Consider the following 17,262-nt stretch of genomic DNA (forward strand, 5'->3'; position numbering starts at 1 on the left):
GCCTTCCGCCGGCTGGCGCGCGTCGCGACGCGCGTCGCTGCGGGTACCGAACAGCGTGTCGCAGGTCGGCGTCCCGCGCGCAGTCGCGCGATCAGTACGGGTCGCGCACCGGCGTGTTGTCGAGCTTGCCGAGCGTCTCCGGCACGACGAACGCGCCGACGAGAAAGATCACGCTGATCGCGCCGACGAACACGGCAAGCGTCATCGGCAGATCGAGCGGCGTCTTCGCGACCAGCGAGACGAACGTGGGCATCATCCCGCCGATCGCAAAGCCGATATTCCACGATAGACCCGTGCCGGTCGCGCGGATCGCCGTCGGAAACCGCTCGTTCAGGAAGATCAGGATCGGCGCATAACCGGCGCTACCGAGTGCACTCAGGATGACCGCGTAGACACCGACCATCGTGATGGTCTGCGCCGTCGGCAACAGCAGGAACAGTGCGGGCAACGCAAACAGACGGATTGCGCCGAGCAACATGAAGGTCCGCTTGCGGCCGATGAACGTGCTCAGGTGACCGGCCGCGACCGATGCGATCACCACGGCCACGCTGCACAACATCAGGATCGCAGCAGCCGTCCCATTCGGTGCGTGGTTGACGACCTTGAGGAAGGTCGGCAGATAACCCGACGTCAGGTAATAACCGCTGCCGCCGCCGATCGTCAGCAGCAGGTTGACGAACAGGATCGAACGATAGTCGCGCGAGAACAGCGTGCGGATCGGCGAACGAACTACCTCGACCGGCGCGTTACGCGTCTTGTCGGCGGCGGCACGCGCGGCCTTTTCCGCGGCAAGCTTCTTCCACAGCGGCGATTCTTCGAGGCTATTGAAGACGAAGAGTCCGAGCACCGAGCTGATGATCCCGGTGAAGAACATGCAGCGCCAGCCCCACACGTCGAACAGTTCGCCGGGAAACAGCGACGACATCGCGAGATACGTCAGCGAAGCGAGCAGCGCACCAAGGCCTGCCCCGCCGCCGCCGATCAGCCCCGACACCGCGCCGCGATACTTCAGCGCAACGGATTCCGTGCCGATCGTGTGCGTCGACGCCACCACGCCGCCGACGAATACGCCCTGCACGAGACGCAGCAGCAGAAAGAGCACCGGCGCGATCACGCCCACCTGTGCGACGGTCGGCAGCAAACCGAACGCAGTCGTCGACAGACCGACGCCGACCACCGCGAGGATCATCGCGCCCTTGCGACCGCGCCGGTCCGCATACGAGCCGAACAACGCGGATCCGAGCGGCCGCATCAGCAGCGTTACCGCGAACGACGCATACACCGCGGCGAGCGACAGCATCGCGTGTTCGAAGGGGAAGAACAACCGGCCGACGACCGGTGCGACGAACAACAGGACGAACAGATCGAACAGATCGAGTGCCCATCCCAGACACGAGGCTACCACTGCGCCCATCACCTGCCGCCTGTTGATTGCGGGCACGGCGGCACCACTTTGCGCTGCAACGGACATCATCATCTCCTGGGTTAATACCGGGCTGGCCCAGATGCGAACTCACCCGATGTGCGACGCGCTTCGGCCTGATCAAAGGCACGGCGCGCTCTTGTTGCGTTGACGAAAATCGTTATGACGTCAGGCGAGCGAGGCCGCGCTGGTCTTGCGCCGCAAACTGCGTCTTGCCAAGCATCGCGTCGGCGATCTTCTCGGCGATCATGATGGTCGGAATATTCGTGTTGGCAGACGGCAGACGCGGCATCAGCGACGCATCGACCACCCGCAGCCCATGCGCGCCATGCACGCGCCCTTCGGTATCTGTCACGGCGCTGCGCTCGCGCGCATCGCCCATGCGGCAAGTGCCGCTCGCATGCCAGACGCCGAACACGTTCGCGCGAATGAAGTCGTTCAATGCGCTCTCGTTTGTGAGCACCGACGACATCTGCACGCCGCGCGTGAAGAAGCGTTCGATCAACGCCCGGCGCATCGGTGCGGGTGTATCGAGCAGCAGACCCAGCAGCGACGTGATCACGGCATTGGTTTTACTCACGCGGCTCAACGCCTTCACGCGCGGCGAAAAAGCGGCCGGGAAAAAGTCGCGCTGATCCTCACTCAGTCCCGAGGCCGCGACCACACGCGCCAGCATGCGCACGCCGGCGGCGAGCCGCGCGACATCGCGCTCGTCGTCGAGCAGATTAAGATCGACCTGTGGTGCGGCGAACGGATCGTTCGAGACGAGTTGCACGCGGCCGCGCGAATACGGACGGTTGCACCACAGGAAAAACAGGCCCAGCCGGTTACCGAGTTCATGCCACGCGGCGCGCGTCGCGCTCGACAGATACAGATCGGACGCGTCGCAATCCGCGACGCCCGACGTGAACCGCGCGGCCGTCATGGCGGCGCGGCGCCGCGCGAGCGGCATGCGAAAGCGCGGTTCGAGAAAATGACAGAACGTCAGCGACGGATGGTCCTGCAGATTCCGCCCGACGCCCGGCAGATCGAGCACACACTCGATGTCGAGTGCGCGCAGTTCGCTCGCGTCGCCCACGCCCGCGCGCATCAGTAGTGCCGGCGACTGCAACGCGCCGGCGCACACGATCGTTTCCCACGCCTTGAAGCGCAGCCGCTCGCCGTGCGGCGAAACGGCAACCACGCCGCTTGCAGCCGCTCCTTCCATCACGATGCGCTCGACGCGCAGGTTCGAAAAGATATGCAGGTTAGGCCGCTTGCGTGTTTCGGCATCGAGATATGCGACCGCGGTCGATACGCGCCGGTCGTCGCGATTCGAAAACGCGCCGGGAAAATAACCGTCGCCGAACTGCGCGTTCTGGTCCTGCAACGCCGCGAAGCCGTTGCTCCGCAATCCGTCGGCGAACGCGTTGCAAAACGGCGGCCACTGCTCCGGCATGATGCGGCGGATCGGCACCGGCCCATCCGCTCCGTGCAGCGGACCATATGGAAAGTTGACGTCGCTCTCGAGCTTGCGGAAATACGGCAGCACGTCATCCCACGCCCAGCCGGTCGCACCGTTGGCTGCCCAGTCGTCGTAGTCGCGCGGCAGGCCGCGATTGGCCGACTGCACGTTGATGCTCGAACCGCCACCCATCACGCGGCCCTGCTCATAGACTTTAGCCGCCGACTTCTGCGTGGCCTTCGCCTTGAGCTCTGGCCAGATCCAGGTCTCCCCGCAGAAAACAGGCATCGGATAGCTGTCGAGGATCGCCCCCGGCACCGCGCCCGGCGGCGTATCCGCGCCCGCCTCGATCAACGCGACGCTCACCGACGGCACGGCCGACAGCCGATGCGCGAGCACGCATCCTGCCGACCCGCCGCCGACGATCACATAATCGAAACGCCCGCTTACGCGCTCCATGCCTGTCTCCTGAATTGCTTGATCTATGCGCTGCTATCAGCTACCGCGAAACACGGGCTTGCGTTTGCCATGAAACGCTTCGACGCCTTCACGGAAATCGTCCGAACTGCGCAGCCGGCTATAACAATGTCCTTCCAGTTCGATCGCGATCGAAAGCGGCGCGTCTTCGGTGTCGTTGAGCAGCTTCTTCGCGGTGCGCTGCGCGAGCGGCGAGAACGCGCGCAACTCGTCGACGAGTGCATCGGTCGCGGCTTCGAGTTCCGCATCGGCCACGCAGTCGACGACGATGCCCCAGTCGTACGCCTGCTTGCCCGGAATGCGGCGCGAGCGCATCACGATGTCCTTCGTGCGGCCGACGCCGACCATCTTCTGCAGACGCGCCGAGCCGCCCGAACCCGGAATCTGGCCGAGCTTCTGTTCCGGCAGTGCGTAGAAGCTGGTGTCGGTCGCGATACGAAAATCACAGGCGAGCGACAGTTCGAAACCGACGCCGAAGCAGAAGCCCCGATTGGCCGCGATCACCGGCTTCGAGCAGCGTGCGGGCGCGGCGACATTCCACGCCAGCTTCGACACGTGTTCCGGCGACGCTTCGAGAAAGCCCTTGATGTCGCCGCCGCTCGAGAAGTGCTCGCCTTTCGCACGCAGCACGATCACGCGGACGCGGTCGTCTTCGTCGAGTCCTTCGAATGCAGCGCGCAGCTGGTCGCGTGCATGCATCGAGATCACGTTGAACGGCGGGCGGTGCAGGATGATGTCGGCGCGTTCGCGCGCGGCGTCGATTTCGATCGAGAAGCCGTCGAGTTCCTGCAGCAGCGTCTGGCCGCGATGAGTCAGGTCAGTCATGTGTTACTCCTTTCGTGGTTCTGTCAGGTTGTGCGGCGCCGTGCTCCGGTTCGTACTCGCCCGCGGACAGCTTGCGGCGCAGGATCTTGCCGACCGGCGATTTCGGAATGTCGTCGACAAACACGTATTCGCGCGGGCGCTTGAAGTTGACTAGATCGGACGTCCGGCAAAAGTCATCGAGCGTCTGGGCTTCGACGTATTCGCTGCGCTTGATGAAGGCGACGACACGCTGCCCCCAGCGCTCATCTTTCACGCCAGCGACGGCCACTTCGTCCACCGCCGGATGCAGCGACAACACCGATTCGATATCGACCGGCGAGATGTTCTCGCCGCCGCTGATGATCATGTCGTCGACGCGGCCCGACACGTAGAGATCGCCGTCGTTATCGAAGTAGCCGGTGTCGCCGGTGAAATACCAGCCGTCGCGCAACGACTTCGCGTTCGCGTCGGGCCGGTTCCAGTAGCCTTCGAACGACTCGTCGCCGAGCAGGTCCGCGATGATCTGGCCTTCTTCGCCGGTTTGCGCGAGTTCGTCGGGCGACTTCGCGTCGAGCTTCACGACGCGCAGCCGCGTATTGATGCCGGAGCGGCCCGCGCTGCCGGGTTTCAGCGTCGCGTCCTGATCGATACTGAACGTGTAGACCTCGGACGAGCCGTAGTGATTGACGAACAGTTCCGGCTTGAAAGCAGCTGAAAGGCGCTTCAGCAGACCGTCGTTCATCGGCGCGCCGGCAAAGCCGAGTTTCGTCACCGAGCTTGTGTCGGTGCGCGCGAACTCCGGCGCGGCGAGCAGATCGTGATACAGCGTCGGCACCAGATACAGACACGTCAGCTGGTACGTGCAGATCGAATCAAGCGCAAGGGTCGCATTCCAGCGGGGAACGCAGACGAACAGCCCGTCGACGAGCGCCATCGACAGCAGCGAGCGCACGCCCATCGTGTGATAGAGCGGCATCACGCCGAGCGTACGTTCGCCGCGGCGATAGAGGTTCTGTGCGACGTGCGCGAGCGCGGCGGCGCGTTCGTGGCGATGCCGGCGGGGCACACCCTTCGCCTTGCCGGTGGTGCCGGACGTGTAGAGGATCAGCGAGTAGTCTTCCGCGGTGGCCTGCGTGGTGGCCGCAGCAGTAGCTGCGCCTTCGCGCCGACGCTCGAGCAGCAGTGCATCGAACAAAATCGACGCGCCCGCCGCATCGTCCAGCGCAATGCGCGGAACGGTCTTCGCGGCGGCACTTTCCGTGACGGCTTCGGCGGAAACCGGCTCGTACACGATGGCTTTGACGCCCGCATCGGTCACGCAGTAATCGAGCTCTTCGGGTTTCGCACGCCAGTTCAGCGGCACGATCGCCACGCCGGCGAACTGGCACGCCCAGTGCAGCGTCGCCATTTCCCAGCGGTTTTGCAGCACGACGAGCAAACGGTCGCCGTGTGCGAGACCGAGTTCGCGCAGACCGTCTGCAACGTTCAGAATGATCCGGTGCCACTGCGCGTATGTGAGCGTCTGTTCACCATCGACGAGCGCCAGCGCGTTCGGGCTACGCTCCACGCTTTGCAGGAAGGTTCGGCCGAGATCAAGCATCGCTCGTCTCCTTCTCTTCCTGCGCCTGGCGGCGGCGCGCCGCCACATCGAGCACGGCGGCGACGATCGGCGTATAGCCTGTACAGCGGCACAGATGGCCGGACAGCATGTCGCGCACCTGCGCCTCGTTCGGATCCGGCACGCGCTTCAGATAGTCGGCGCACGACATCAGAATGCCGGCGGTGCAGAAGCCGCACTGCAGCGCGTGATGACGCTGGAACGCCTGCTGAAGGTCGCCGAGCGTCTGGTCGGGCGCGAGGCCTTCTACTGTATCGATGCGGCGGCCATCCGCCTGCACCGCGAGCATCAGGCACGAACGTCCCGCCACACCGTCGATGTGAACCGTGCAGGCGCCGCACACGCCGTGTTCGCATCCGACGTGCGTGCCGGTTGCGCCCAGTTCGTGCCGCAGAAAATCGGACATCAGATCGCGCGGCTCGCAATAGCCGCTCCGTTCGCGGCCGTTGAGCGTCACGGTGATCCGCCGCCGTTCGCCGCGCGGTTGTATGCCCTGCGGCATGGTACTAACAGGGGTCTTCGGGGTCTTGCTCACTTCGCCTCCTCGATCACGCGCCATCCCAGTTGCCGGACCAGATGCCGGCGATACGTCGCACTAACATGCGCGTCGTCCTGCGCGCCCAGCTTCCAGCTCAAATCGATCAATGCAGTGCGCAGATCGTCGCCCTGCAGATGCGGCCAGTGCTCCACCACCGGCCGGTCGGCGACGCCGCCCACCGCGAGCCGGATCGCGTTATCCGTCACCACCGCCGCGCACGACACCAGGGCGAAATCGCCATGACGTGCGGAGAATTCCGCGAAGCCGTAGCGCTCGCCCGGCTTTTGCAGCGGAAAACGCACGGCCTCGACGAGTTCGTCCGGCTCGCGCGCCGTCATCAACATCCCCTGAAAAAAGTCCTCGGCGGCGAGTACGCGCTTGCGCTTTGTCGAGCGCAGCAGCACATCGCCGCCGAGGGCTGCCAATGCGAGAGGCAACTCGGCGCTCGGATCCGCGTGAGCGATCGAGCCGCACACAGTGCCGCGATTGCGGATCTGAAAGTGCGAAATGTGCGGGAACGCGAGTGTGAGCAACGGCACTTCGTCGCGCAGCGACGGGCGCCACTCGACGCTGCCCTGCGTCGCCGCCGCACCGATAACGAGCTGCCCCGCCTCGTTGTCGAGACGCACCGTATTCAACTCGTCGGTGCGGGAAATATCGACGAGCCAGCGCGGTTGCGCGAGGCGCATGTTCAGCACCGCCATCAGCGACTGGCCGCCGGCCAGCACGCGTGCGTCTTCGCCGCCGTGCGCGAGCGCTTCGAGCGCATGTTGCGTACTCGTGGCGCGCAGATAATCGAACGGTGCCGGTTTCATGTTCCGCTCCTGAAGAATGCGAGGAAGCGCGAGAGCCACGAGCCTTGCGCGCGGCCTTGATCGACGGGTCTTCCTGACGCTTGCCGGCCCAGCGATTCGAACAGTTGCCGCAGCACGACTTTCGCCGCGCCTTCGAGCATCCGTCCGCCGACTGCCGCAACCTTGCCCGACACCTGCGCTTCATAGTCGTACGACAGCCGCGTGCCCTGCTCCGTGGGCGTCAGTTCGACGAGCCCTTCGCCACGCGCGGTGCCAAGCGGCGAAATGCCGGCGCCCGCCAGACGCAGACGATGCGGCGCATCGATATCCGACAACCCGATCCGCGCTTCGAAGCGCGCCTTGATCATGCCGACGCCGACCGTCACATCCGCGCGATACTGGTTCGGTCCGGTCGCTTCGAGCGCGTGGCAGCCTGGAATGACCTTCGCGAGCGCCTGCGGGTCCATCAGCACCGCAAAGATCGCTTCGGGTGTGGCGTCGAGATCGACAGTGCCCCGCGCCGTCAGCGCCTTGCCGCCTGCAAGCGGCTTCTTCGGCGCGGCGGCCGCTGCCGCTTCACGTAACTCGGGACGTGAAGGCGGTGGATCGTCGATGCCGATCAGGTGCATCACCTTCGCGGGCGTGAGCGGCAAGCGGATATCGTCGACGCCGAGTGCATCGGCCACTGCATTTGCGATGCACGGCGGTGTGCTCATGTTGTTGCCTTCGCCGAGCCCTTTCGCGCCGAGCGGCGTGAACGGCGACGGCGTTTCCAGATGCACGATCACCGGATCAGGCACTTCGCAGGTGGTCGGCATCAGGTAGTCGGCGAGCGTGCCCGACTGGAAACTGCCGTCTGCGCCGTAGCGGAACTCTTCCATCAGTGCCGCGCCCACGCCCTGCGCGAACGCGCCGCGAATCTGGCCGTCGGCGAGTGCCGGATTGAGCAGCGTGCCGGCGTCGTGCGCGGTCACATAGCGGTCGATGCGCACGCGGCCGGTTGCGCGGTCCACTTCGACGCCGCACATGTCGAACGCAAAACCGTAGGCCGCCGATGTGTTGATGCGATCCTGCTCGTCGGGCGCGTCCATGTTCGGCGGCGTCCAGAACACCGTCTCGCGCAGGCCCGGCTCTTCGCCTTCGGGCAACAGCGCGGGCGCCCAGTGCGGCGCATTGCTCGCGACGCGGCCAAACGGCATCGCGCGCTCTTCCTTGCCCTTCGCAAAGATGCGGCCGTCTTCGAAACAGATGTCCTCGGGCGCACAACCCGATTGCTTAGCGACGATGCGAGCCACCTTGTCGCGCACACGCATCGCTGCCAGATGCACCGTGCCGGCCACCGCACCGGCAAAACGACTCGAATAGTTACCTGCCGCAACCGACCACGCGTCCTTGTGCGTGTCGAACTCGACGTTGACGACAATGTCCCGCGGATTCAGACCGAGCACATCGGCTACGACCTGCGCGCAGACCGTCATATGTCCCTGCCCCGCCGGCGTCGATGCAACCGTCACGACCACGCCGCCGAGCAGATCGACGCTGACTGTCGCGCTCGCAATTGCGCCGCTCTTCGGGCCGGCTTTTTTGCGCGCCCCGGCGGGCATCACGGTCGTGATGTAGCCCATGTTCGACACGGAAGGCTCAACGATCGCCGCAAAGCCGATGCCGTACAGACGCCCTTCGCGGCGCACAGCATCGCGACGCGCGACGAGTTCGTCGTAGCCGCCTTCAGCGAGCGACCGGCGCAGCGCTTCCTGATAGTTGCCCGAATCGAGCAGCGCACCCGCTGCGGCGCGATACGGGAACGCATCGGCGGCGACGAAGTTGCGGCGATACACGTCGAGCACATCGAGCTTCAGTTCGATCGCGATGCGCTGCATCAGACGTTCAAGCGCGAAAAACACCTGCGGTCCACCGAAACCGCGGACGAGGCCCGTCGGCGTTTTATTCGTGAGCGCCACGCGGTTGCGCACGACGAGATTCGGAATCGCGTACGCGCCCGTTAGGCAACCGTGCATCCGGTAGAACGTTGCAGGCTCCGGCGCACGCAGATAGCCGCCGCAGTCCTCGATCTGGTCGTATGAAAGCGCGGTGATGCGGCCGTCGTCTTCGACGGCGGCTTCGAGCGTCGTCAGGCGCGCGGTGGCCGATGTGGCCGCGCTCAGATGTTCGAGGCGATCCTCGACCCATTTCACCGGTGCACCGGCCTTGCGCGACGCAAGGCACATCAGCACCACGTACGGAAACACCGCCTGTTTCACGCCGAAGCTGCCGCCCGAATCGCGCGGCGCCTTGTGCCGCAGACGATTTGCCGGCACGTTCAGCGCCATCGACATCACCGCATGCAGCGAGAACGGCCCCATGAAATTCGACGTGACGTCATAGCCTTCATCGCCGGACAGATACTCGGCGATCACCACGCCGCATTCGATCGGCGCACACGTGTTGCGCGGATAGTGCGCGTCGATTGTCACGCGATGCGGCGCGCGTTCGAATGCCGCTTCGGGCTCGCCATAGCGATAGTGACGATCGCTGATCACGTTCGTGCCGACCTTCGGATGCAGAACGGGCGCAGCGTCGGCGATCGCGTTTTCGATCGACGTCACCGCCGACAGCGTCTGGTAATCGACCTTGATCAGATCGAGCGCGTCTTCAGCGAGCGCACGCGATTCGGCCAGCACCACGGCAACCGGTTCGCCGACATAGCGCACGCGATCCATCGCGAGCGCCCACTGCTCCATCGGCGACTTCACGCCGACCACGAACGGCCGCGACCAACCCGGCAGATCGTCACGTGTGAGCACGGCGCGCACGCCGGCCAGTTTCAGCGCAGCGTCCGTATCGATGCTGCGCAGTTCCGCATGGGCGTGCGGCGAGCGCAACACCGCGGCGTGCAGCGTGCCGGGTTTCACGGCGATGTCGTCGCCGTAACGTCCGCGGCCGGTCAGGATCGCCGGATCCTCAAGGCGTTCCATCGAGTGGCCCACATGGCGCTGGCGCTGGCGTTCAGCGGACGCTTCGGACTCGCCAGCGGCACGTGCATCCGCAACCAGTTCGGCGACTGTATCGCGCTGATTCATTTCACTGCTCCCTGTCCGCGCGTGCCGGTTGCATGGGCGTCGTCGCCATCGTCGTTGTCGCGTCGGCTGAACTCGCTGGCAAGACCGCTCCAGCGGCGCGCAATCTCGTGATGCTCGATGCCGAACAGATCCATGATCCGGCCGACCGTGTGATCGACGATGTCGTCGACGGTTTGGGGATGCGCATAGAACGCGGGCACCGGCGGCATCACGATCGCGCCCATTTCGGTGGCGAGCGTCATGTTGCGCAGGTGCGCGAGATTGAGCGGCGTTTCGCGCGCGACCAGCACGAGGCGACGGCGCTCCTTGAGCATCACGTCCGCGGCTCGCGTCAGCAGGTTGTCGGCGAAACCGTTGGCGACGCTCGCCAGCGTTTTCATCGAGCACGGCGCGATCACCATGCCCGCGGTGAGAAACGAACCGCTCGCCACCGTCGCGCCGATGTCGCGCACGTTGTGGACGACGTCGGCAAGGCCGTCGAGGTCCGTACGCGTAAGACCGAGCTCCTGCGCAGCGGTAATTGCGCCGGACGGCGACACGATCAGATGCGTCTCGTGCGTGCCGAGCCGGCGCAAGGTCGCCAGCAGTCGCACGCCGATGACTGCCCCACTCGCACCCGAAATGCCGACGACGATCCGTTCACGCGTTTGCGTTGACTGCATGGCCGTGCCTCGCTCAGACCGCGTCGCGCAGCTGGCCGCTGTGCAGGTAGGCATCGAACGCCGCGTTGCTCGTGGCGACGAGCCGGTCGAGATCGACGGTGTCCTGCCCCGGAATCCGCACGCGTGTGAATACATGTGCCGGATAGACGACCGGGCGCGTCGCGTCGAGACCCATCTTGGCGCTGACGCCCTGCATGTGCGGCGGCGCATCGTCGGGCTGGCCGACGGTCGTCGACGGATCGAGTGGCGAGCCCTGTGCGCCGGCCACAATCACGAGATCGCGATCCGCCTGGAAGCGCGTCGCGATCGCCCATTCGATTTCGGCGGGATCGTGCACGTCCACATCGGTATCGACGACGACCACCTGCTTGATGTCGTAGTGCGCGCCGAACGCGCACAAAATCACGTTTTTCGCTTCGCCTTCGCGCTTCTTGTCGAACTGGACCCACAGGTGATACCGGCACACGCCGCCCACCGACAACTCCACGTCCTTCACGCCCGGATGGCTGCGCTGCAGATGCGCCAGCAGTGTCGCTTCGCGCGGAATGGCGCCGAGCAGCAGATGCTCCATTTCGGCCGGAACAATCGTGTGATAGATGGGCTGTTCGCGGTGTGTGACCGCTGTCACCTCGATCACCTCACGCGCTTCGCGCGCGCTGTAGTACTTCGGGAATTCGCCGAACGGACCTTCGGGCTCGCGCACCTTGGGCAGGATGCGGCCCTCGATCACGATTTCCGAAAACGCGGGTACACGCACGTCGTTCGTCACGCATTTCACGACCGGCAGCGGCGCGCCGTGCAAGGCACCGGCGATCTCCAGTTCGTCGTTGTCGATCGGGGAAATGGCCTGCGACGCCAGCATCGTCAACGGATCGACGCCGATCGCGATCGCCACGTCGAGCGCGTCGCCCGCCGCTTCCGCGGCCTGATAGAACGCCAGCAGATGACGCGGCAACATCAGGATCGCCATGCGGTCCGGGTCGTGCACCTGAATGCGGTTGATCGACACGTTCTGGATGCCGGTCCGCGGATTACGCGCAATCACGAGGCCGGCCGTGATGTAGGGACCGTTGTCGTGCTCGCTGTGTGTCGGGATCGGCAGCAATGCGTGCAGATCGATGCCCTGCGTGTGGACGACCTGCTGGCACGCGGCCTCTTCGCGCGGCAGTTCGTGCCAGGCAACAGGATGCCCGGCCGCATCGCGAAAGCGTTCGAGCAGCGCGGCCTCGGGCACGCCCATCGCTTCGGCGATCCACGCGCGCTTCGACATGAAGCCGCTCACCACCGGAATGGCGTGGCCGCCGGGTTTGAGAAAGATGGCGGCCTGTTCGCCGTCGAGCCGTTTGGCGACTGCCGCGAGTTCGTGTTCGAGTGAAACCGGCTGATCGATCGTCGCGACGCGGCCCGTTGCCGACAGGCGTTCGAGCCAGTGGCGCAGCGTCGGCGCGGTGCCCTGGGGCGCCCACGAGGATTGAGGTGTGCCGCAGGCTGCGGCATCGCGTGAGTTCATCTACGTCTCCATCGATGCTTGCCGTCGGGCGCCGGAACGAGTCTGTCGGGCGGACATGCAGCAAGTTGGAATGAAGCGTAGCGAGAACGCGCTATAACTTCTAATATTGTTTTTTGATGTATTTCATCATTAGTTTTGATATCAGTGTTAGCCCCGATGACGGCCTTCGTGCGCTCGGTTATCAATAGACAACGCTTTGCGGTAATGGTCTTTGTCAACTATTCAGACAGTTACGCGGCGTGCTGTTTTCACCGGCTTTCGTGAGTTACCTTGATGGGCCGCGCAGCGGATATTAACGTTCCTGATGCACCCCGCGGCGCTCCTGCCGGACGTCAAATGGACCTCTCATGGACCTGAAGCAGATCCAGTATTTCATCGCGCTGTTCGAGGACGGCTCCGTGACGCGCGCCGCCAAGCGCCTGAACATTGTGCAGCCGGCGCTCAGCATGCAGATCGCGAAGCTCGAGGAAGAACTGCATCAGCAACTGTTCGACCGCGGCGCGCACGGCATGGCGCCCACCGCCGCCGGACGGCTGATGTACCGCCTCTTTCTGCCGATCATCCGCGATCTCGCGCATGCGCGTCAGCAAATGGTTCAGCGCGACCAGATCGTGACGGGCCACGTGTCGATCGGGCTGATCGCATCGGTGACGGAAAGCGTGCTGGCCGATTCGCTGTCGCGCTTTCACGCGCGCTATCCGCATGTCGAAGTCACCGTCGCCGACGGCTACACCGCGACCTTCATCGACTGGGTGTCGGGCGGCCAGCTCGACGCCGCGCTGATCAACAAGCCGCGCTCGCGCCTGTCGCTCGACTCGCAGCCGCTCCTCGACGAAGAGATGGTGCTTGTCACCAGCGCCGAACACGGCCCCGATCTGCCGCATGCGATCGAGCTCGCGCAACTGCCCGAACTCGAACTCGTGCTGCCCACCAAGCGCCACGGCCTGCGCGGCGTGCTCGATACGGCCGCGCAGCATGAGGACGTGCTGCTTGCGCCGCGCTTCGAAATCGATGTGTTGAGCACGATCGTGAAGCTCGTCGAAAGCACCCACTTTGCGACGATCCTGCCGCGCATCGCGGTTGAACGCGCAGTGCGTCAAGGGACGTTGCGCGCCTATCCGATTCTCGCGCCGCGCATCGTACGCCATATCGTGCGCATCAGTCATCCGCGGCGGCCGTTAAGCGCTGCTGCCGAAGCGCTGATCAACATCATCGCCGACGAATTACGTGAAGTGTCGAGCGAATCGGCGCCGACCGATGGCAGCACGCACCGGTTACCCCCTGCCATGACAAATTCGACTCGAACCCGACACGGGACTGGCAGCGAACCTGTAATCGGTGAGCGACCGACCCCGCGCGGCTCATCGTGATCGTGACTGCGCGTCGACTGTCGCCTGATAACCACCGCCCAGCGTCTTGGTGAGCGCAATGGACGTCTGAAGACTCTGGCCCGTCAGTTCAAGCAACGCGAGTTGTTCCTGAATCGCCGTCTCGCGCGCCTCTTCCACCTGCAGCCTGTCGACCAGTCCACGCCCATAGCGGGTCGACGCGCTGTCGAAAACAAACTGCACGTCCTGAAGCTTTTTCTGCTGCATCGCGGTCCGCTCACCCAGGTCTTTCAGCGCGCTTCCGTTTTGCGCCACATCCCGAACGGCGTTCAATACGGCCTGGTTGTATTGCAGAATGGTGGCGTTGCTCGATGCACGCTCGCCGCCAAGCGACGCATTCAGACGGCCGCTGTCGAACACCGGCAGGTAGAGACCAGGTGCGATATTGATCTGCTGGCTTGCATGAAGAAAAAGTTGAGACAGGTCCAACGCGTTGAAGCCGAAGAACGCCTTGATATCGAAGCTCGGATAGAACGCCGCTTTTGCTGCGTCCACGCGTTTCAACGACGAAACGATATACCAATGCAACGCCTGCAAATCAGGGCGGCGCGCAAGCAATTGAAAGCCGAGACTGGCCGGAACGCCGGTCGCAACGATGGGCAGAGGCTGCGGCGCCATGTTGCCGAGTCCGCGCGAATCCGCGCCTATCAGCGCGCGAAGCGACTCCCGCCCGTTCGTCACCTGCTCGGATGTCTGCGCGATCTGCTGATCCACCGTGAGAAGCCTGGCTTCTGCCTGTTTGGCTGTCGTGTCGGGCTCGAGTCCACGCGCGAATCGCGACCGGTGCGCGTCGACTTCGATCGAAATCGCGTCGCTTTGCTGTTTGAGCAGATCGATCTCGGAACGCGCGGTTTGGACGGTGTAGTAAATTCGCGCGATGTCTGTCGAAAGCTCGAGTGCGACTTCCGCTTCCTCTGCCTTTTGCGCGTTCTGGACCCCCACGGCCGCCGCAATCTCTGCCCGGTGCCGCCCCCATATGTCCAGGTCCCACGCGCCGTCGAAACCGACGAGTCCCGTCGTGTACCAGGGACCGCTCGCGCCGATCGCCGGATCGGACCCCGCGTATGCGCTCAGGAATCCATGAGATGAGACACGCTCGCGATCGATGGCTCCAGTCGCGGCGAGCTGCGGCCCGGCTGCTGCCACCGCCAGTTCTGCCTGCGCATGAGCCTGCGCCACACGTTGGTGCGCGAGTACCATAGTCGGAGACGCCACGAGGGCACGATCGATGAAGTCAGTCAGTTGCGGGTCGTCGTACTGAAGCCACCACCTGTCGGACGGCCAATCGCCGGTGGGTAAATCGAGCTTCGGCGAAACCTGCACACGAGCCGCCTCCACCTGCGGAACGGCATCGCTGTCATGATGAATCAACGCACAGCCGCTGAGCAGTGCCGCACCCGCTACGGCGCAGCACCCTGATTGCAAGGCACAACGGCCACGCCACATGGCGAACATCGCATCATTCATGGTGTGTGCCTGCTCGAAGCGTTAATGGGAAGGAGGCCTTCTGCTCCAACCAGTCCGGCAAGCTCGATACTGCTCGCAGAACACGATTGATTTCGTCGACCAGCTCCGCCTCGCGGCCTCCAACGCCGTCAACGTCAACGTGGCCGGCCGGCACACTGGGCGTTCTGGCGGAAGGTTGTGGCGCCATCAGTCCAGTCGCATATTCCTCGATAGCCGAGATAGCACTGGACCGGAAATCGCGCGCAGCATCTCCAGCACGCGCGGAAAGTTGGGGCCTGGCAACATCGAACGCACTTCGAAAGGCATCGGCGGCAAGCAACAATTCGCGGGCGGCTGCAAGCACAGAATTCGCGCGAAGCGTGACACGCTCTTCTTCGCCTTCGCGCCAGGTCGGCTCAAGCGCGACGCGCAAGAGCAGACCTTCGCAGTCGCTGAGCGAGGCCCACGCCGCCATTCGTTGCTTGCCGATTGTTGTCTGATCTTCCGTCGACGGCCCCATCGCAAGGAGTTTCGCCGTCGACCGGAGAGTGGCCGAAAGCCTGCGTCTGAGCAAAGCGGCCTCGCCTTCCGGCCAGATGCTCACCTGCACGAAGGTCGCGACAGCGATACCGAGGAAGATGCCGATCATGCGATCCCGAACCTCGGTCAGGTCATAGGTCGGAGCGAAGTGTTCGAGGAACGCCAGCGAGAACGTGAACATCAATTGCACGCCCGCGTAGCTGATGCGTTCAGAGCCTGCTGCTATCCATGCGCCAGTGAACAGAACGGGCACAACGACCACCAGCAGCGCTGCGATGCCGTCAATCTGCGGAAGAATGAAAACGATCGTGAAGAGTGCAAGCAGGCTTCCGACCGCAGCTCCCCATAATCGCAGCACGGACCGTTGGCCCGACGCGCCGAGACTGGGTTGGGCCACGATCAGGCACGTCAGCATTACCGTATGAACCCCCTGCCATCCGGCCGCGTTGTAGAAGACATAGCACACGAGCACGGCCAGCAAGGTCTTGAGCGAGAACTGGGCGTAGACAGGATTGCTCAACGCATCGGGTGCGACAACGGGCTGGCCCGGCGGCATATGCATCGCGTCGGCCTGCGCGGCCTTGAACGCATCAAGCTCCAGCAACGTACGCTGCATCGCCTGCAACACCCAGGGCATGCCGGCGGCAGACGCCTCGCGTGCGGTAAGCGGAAGTAAAAACGGTTCATCTCTTTTGATCGAATCGGCCAATGCCGCACACCCTTCGCCCAAAGACACCACGCCCGTCGCAAGAGGCCCGGAGCCGCCCGGCAGCAGGCGCAGGTTCGATGCAGCGGCGTAGAGATTCGACACTGTCGTCACGGTCGCGAGATCACGCGCCTGCGCAAGCGCGTTTGGCTCACCGCGCATCGCGGTAAATCTCAGCAGTTTCTGCAGCGAAGTCGTGGCGGCTTCCACATCGAGCTCCTTCATCGGAGGAAGCGCGGATGCGCCGTCGAGCAACGCGTCCAGTCTTGCCCGCACCGCGGCGAGCTTCGACACCATCAACCGGCGCAGCTGTTGGCGCGGCTCCATTGGCAGCAGTAGCGTATTGATGACCAGTGTGAGGGCAATCGGGTAGCACACGGCAACCCAGACCCACAGCGTCGTGCGGACGATCCCTTCCGCATTCTGAGTGACGTCGACGAACGTCTGCGCGTAAATGACGACGAGGGCAGCGATAAAGAAAACGATGCCGAACTGGAATACGCGCATCGCATACACGCAACAGAAAAATATGATGCTGGCGAATACGATCCGCAGCAGCGGATAGTCGAACGTCCACTTGAGCAATAGCACGGTGCAGCCAATCGCAAGCGTGGTACCCACGAAAAACAGGATGCCGATCATGCGCGTGATTACGACGTTTGATTGCGTCACGTAGAACACCACAATCAGCGACACCGCAAGGTAAGGCACCTGGAGCGTCATCGACGCCACGATCACGACGACTGCAGCGGCGATGCAACGCAAAGTAACGTTCATCCGGCCGGGAAATGACGCCAGCTCGTCACGCAGAAACAGGAACAATTGATTCATC

12 protein-coding genes are annotated in these 17,262 nt (G+C 64.1%); 1 reads left to right on the plus strand and 11 read right to left on the minus strand.

Annotated features, from left to right (window positions below):
• Positions 1-91: 91 nt before the first annotated feature.
• The 9 genes from SB772_RS03940 to SB772_RS03980 all read right to left on the minus strand — a co-directional run bounded on the left by SB772_RS03940 (position 92) and on the right by SB772_RS03980 (position 12,350).
• Positions 92-1,471, minus strand: a complete 1,380-nt coding sequence (locus SB772_RS03940; RefSeq protein WP_410832248.1) for an MFS transporter — start codon at positions 1,469-1,471, stop codon at positions 92-94.
• Between the two features lie 112 nt (positions 1,472-1,583).
• Entirely contained in the window at positions 1,584-3,326 is a 1,743-nt protein-coding gene (locus SB772_RS03945; RefSeq protein ID WP_410831973.1) for a GMC family oxidoreductase, read from the minus strand.
• A 36-nt stretch (positions 3,327-3,362) separates the two neighbouring features.
• Entirely contained in the window at positions 3,363-4,169 is an 807-nt protein-coding gene (locus SB772_RS03950) for an enoyl-CoA hydratase/isomerase family protein (protein ID WP_410831974.1), read from the minus strand.
• Positions 4,162-5,748 carry an AMP-binding protein gene (locus SB772_RS03955; protein WP_410831975.1) on the minus strand — a complete coding sequence of 529 codons (1,587 nt, stop codon included), beginning with the start codon at positions 5,746-5,748 and terminating at the stop codon, positions 4,162-4,164. Before SB772_RS03955 ends, SB772_RS03950 begins: the two co-directional genes overlap by 8 nt.
• Complete coding sequence (locus SB772_RS03960; protein WP_410832249.1) at positions 5,741-6,268, minus strand: (2Fe-2S)-binding protein; 528 nt, start codon at positions 6,266-6,268, stop codon at positions 5,741-5,743. The genes SB772_RS03955 and SB772_RS03960 overlap by 8 nt, the downstream gene beginning before the upstream one ends.
• 29 nt (positions 6,269-6,297) lie before the next feature.
• Positions 6,298-7,119 carry an FAD binding domain-containing protein gene (locus tag SB772_RS03965; RefSeq protein ID WP_410831976.1) on the minus strand — a complete coding sequence of 274 codons (822 nt, stop codon included), beginning with the start codon at positions 7,117-7,119 and terminating at the stop codon, positions 6,298-6,300.
• A complete protein-coding gene (locus SB772_RS03970) occupies positions 7,116-10,178 on the minus strand; it encodes a xanthine dehydrogenase family protein molybdopterin-binding subunit (protein ID WP_410831977.1) in 3,063 nt (1,020 codons plus the stop codon). Before SB772_RS03970 ends, SB772_RS03965 begins: the two co-directional genes overlap by 4 nt.
• Entirely contained in the window at positions 10,175-10,840 is a 666-nt protein-coding gene (locus tag SB772_RS03975) for a UbiX family flavin prenyltransferase (RefSeq protein ID WP_410831978.1), read from the minus strand. Before SB772_RS03975 ends, SB772_RS03970 begins: the two co-directional genes overlap by 4 nt.
• A 13-nt stretch (positions 10,841-10,853) precedes the next feature.
• The gene (locus SB772_RS03980; RefSeq protein WP_410831979.1) at positions 10,854-12,350 is read right to left on the minus strand and encodes a UbiD family decarboxylase; all 1,497 of its coding nucleotides are present in this window, start codon (positions 12,348-12,350) and stop codon (positions 10,854-10,856) included.
• A 347-nt stretch (positions 12,351-12,697) separates the two neighbouring features.
• Here SB772_RS03980 and SB772_RS03985 point away from each other — a divergent pair, with 347 nt between their 5' ends.
• On the plus strand, positions 12,698-13,720 hold the full coding sequence (locus SB772_RS03985) for a LysR family transcriptional regulator (protein WP_410831980.1): 1,023 nt from the start codon (positions 12,698-12,700) through the stop codon (positions 13,718-13,720).
• Here the strand turns inward: SB772_RS03985 and SB772_RS03990 are convergent.
• Together SB772_RS03990 and SB772_RS03995 are read right to left on the minus strand one after the other, a co-directional pair.
• On the minus strand, positions 13,712-15,205 hold the full coding sequence (locus tag SB772_RS03990) for an efflux transporter outer membrane subunit (protein ID WP_410831981.1): 1,494 nt from the start codon (positions 15,203-15,205) through the stop codon (positions 13,712-13,714). The two genes, SB772_RS03985 and SB772_RS03990, sit on opposite strands and share 9 nt — an antisense overlap.
• On the minus strand, positions 15,198-17,261 hold the full coding sequence (locus SB772_RS03995; protein WP_410831982.1) for an FUSC family protein: 2,064 nt from the start codon (positions 17,259-17,261) through the stop codon (positions 15,198-15,200). Before SB772_RS03995 ends, SB772_RS03990 begins: the two co-directional genes overlap by 8 nt.
• Position 17,262: the final 1 nt, after the last annotated feature.

Origin of the sequence: Paraburkholderia sp. SIMBA_030 (assembly GCF_046535245.1) — a bacterium.
Classification (GTDB): Bacteria; Pseudomonadota; Gammaproteobacteria; order Burkholderiales; family Burkholderiaceae; genus Paraburkholderia.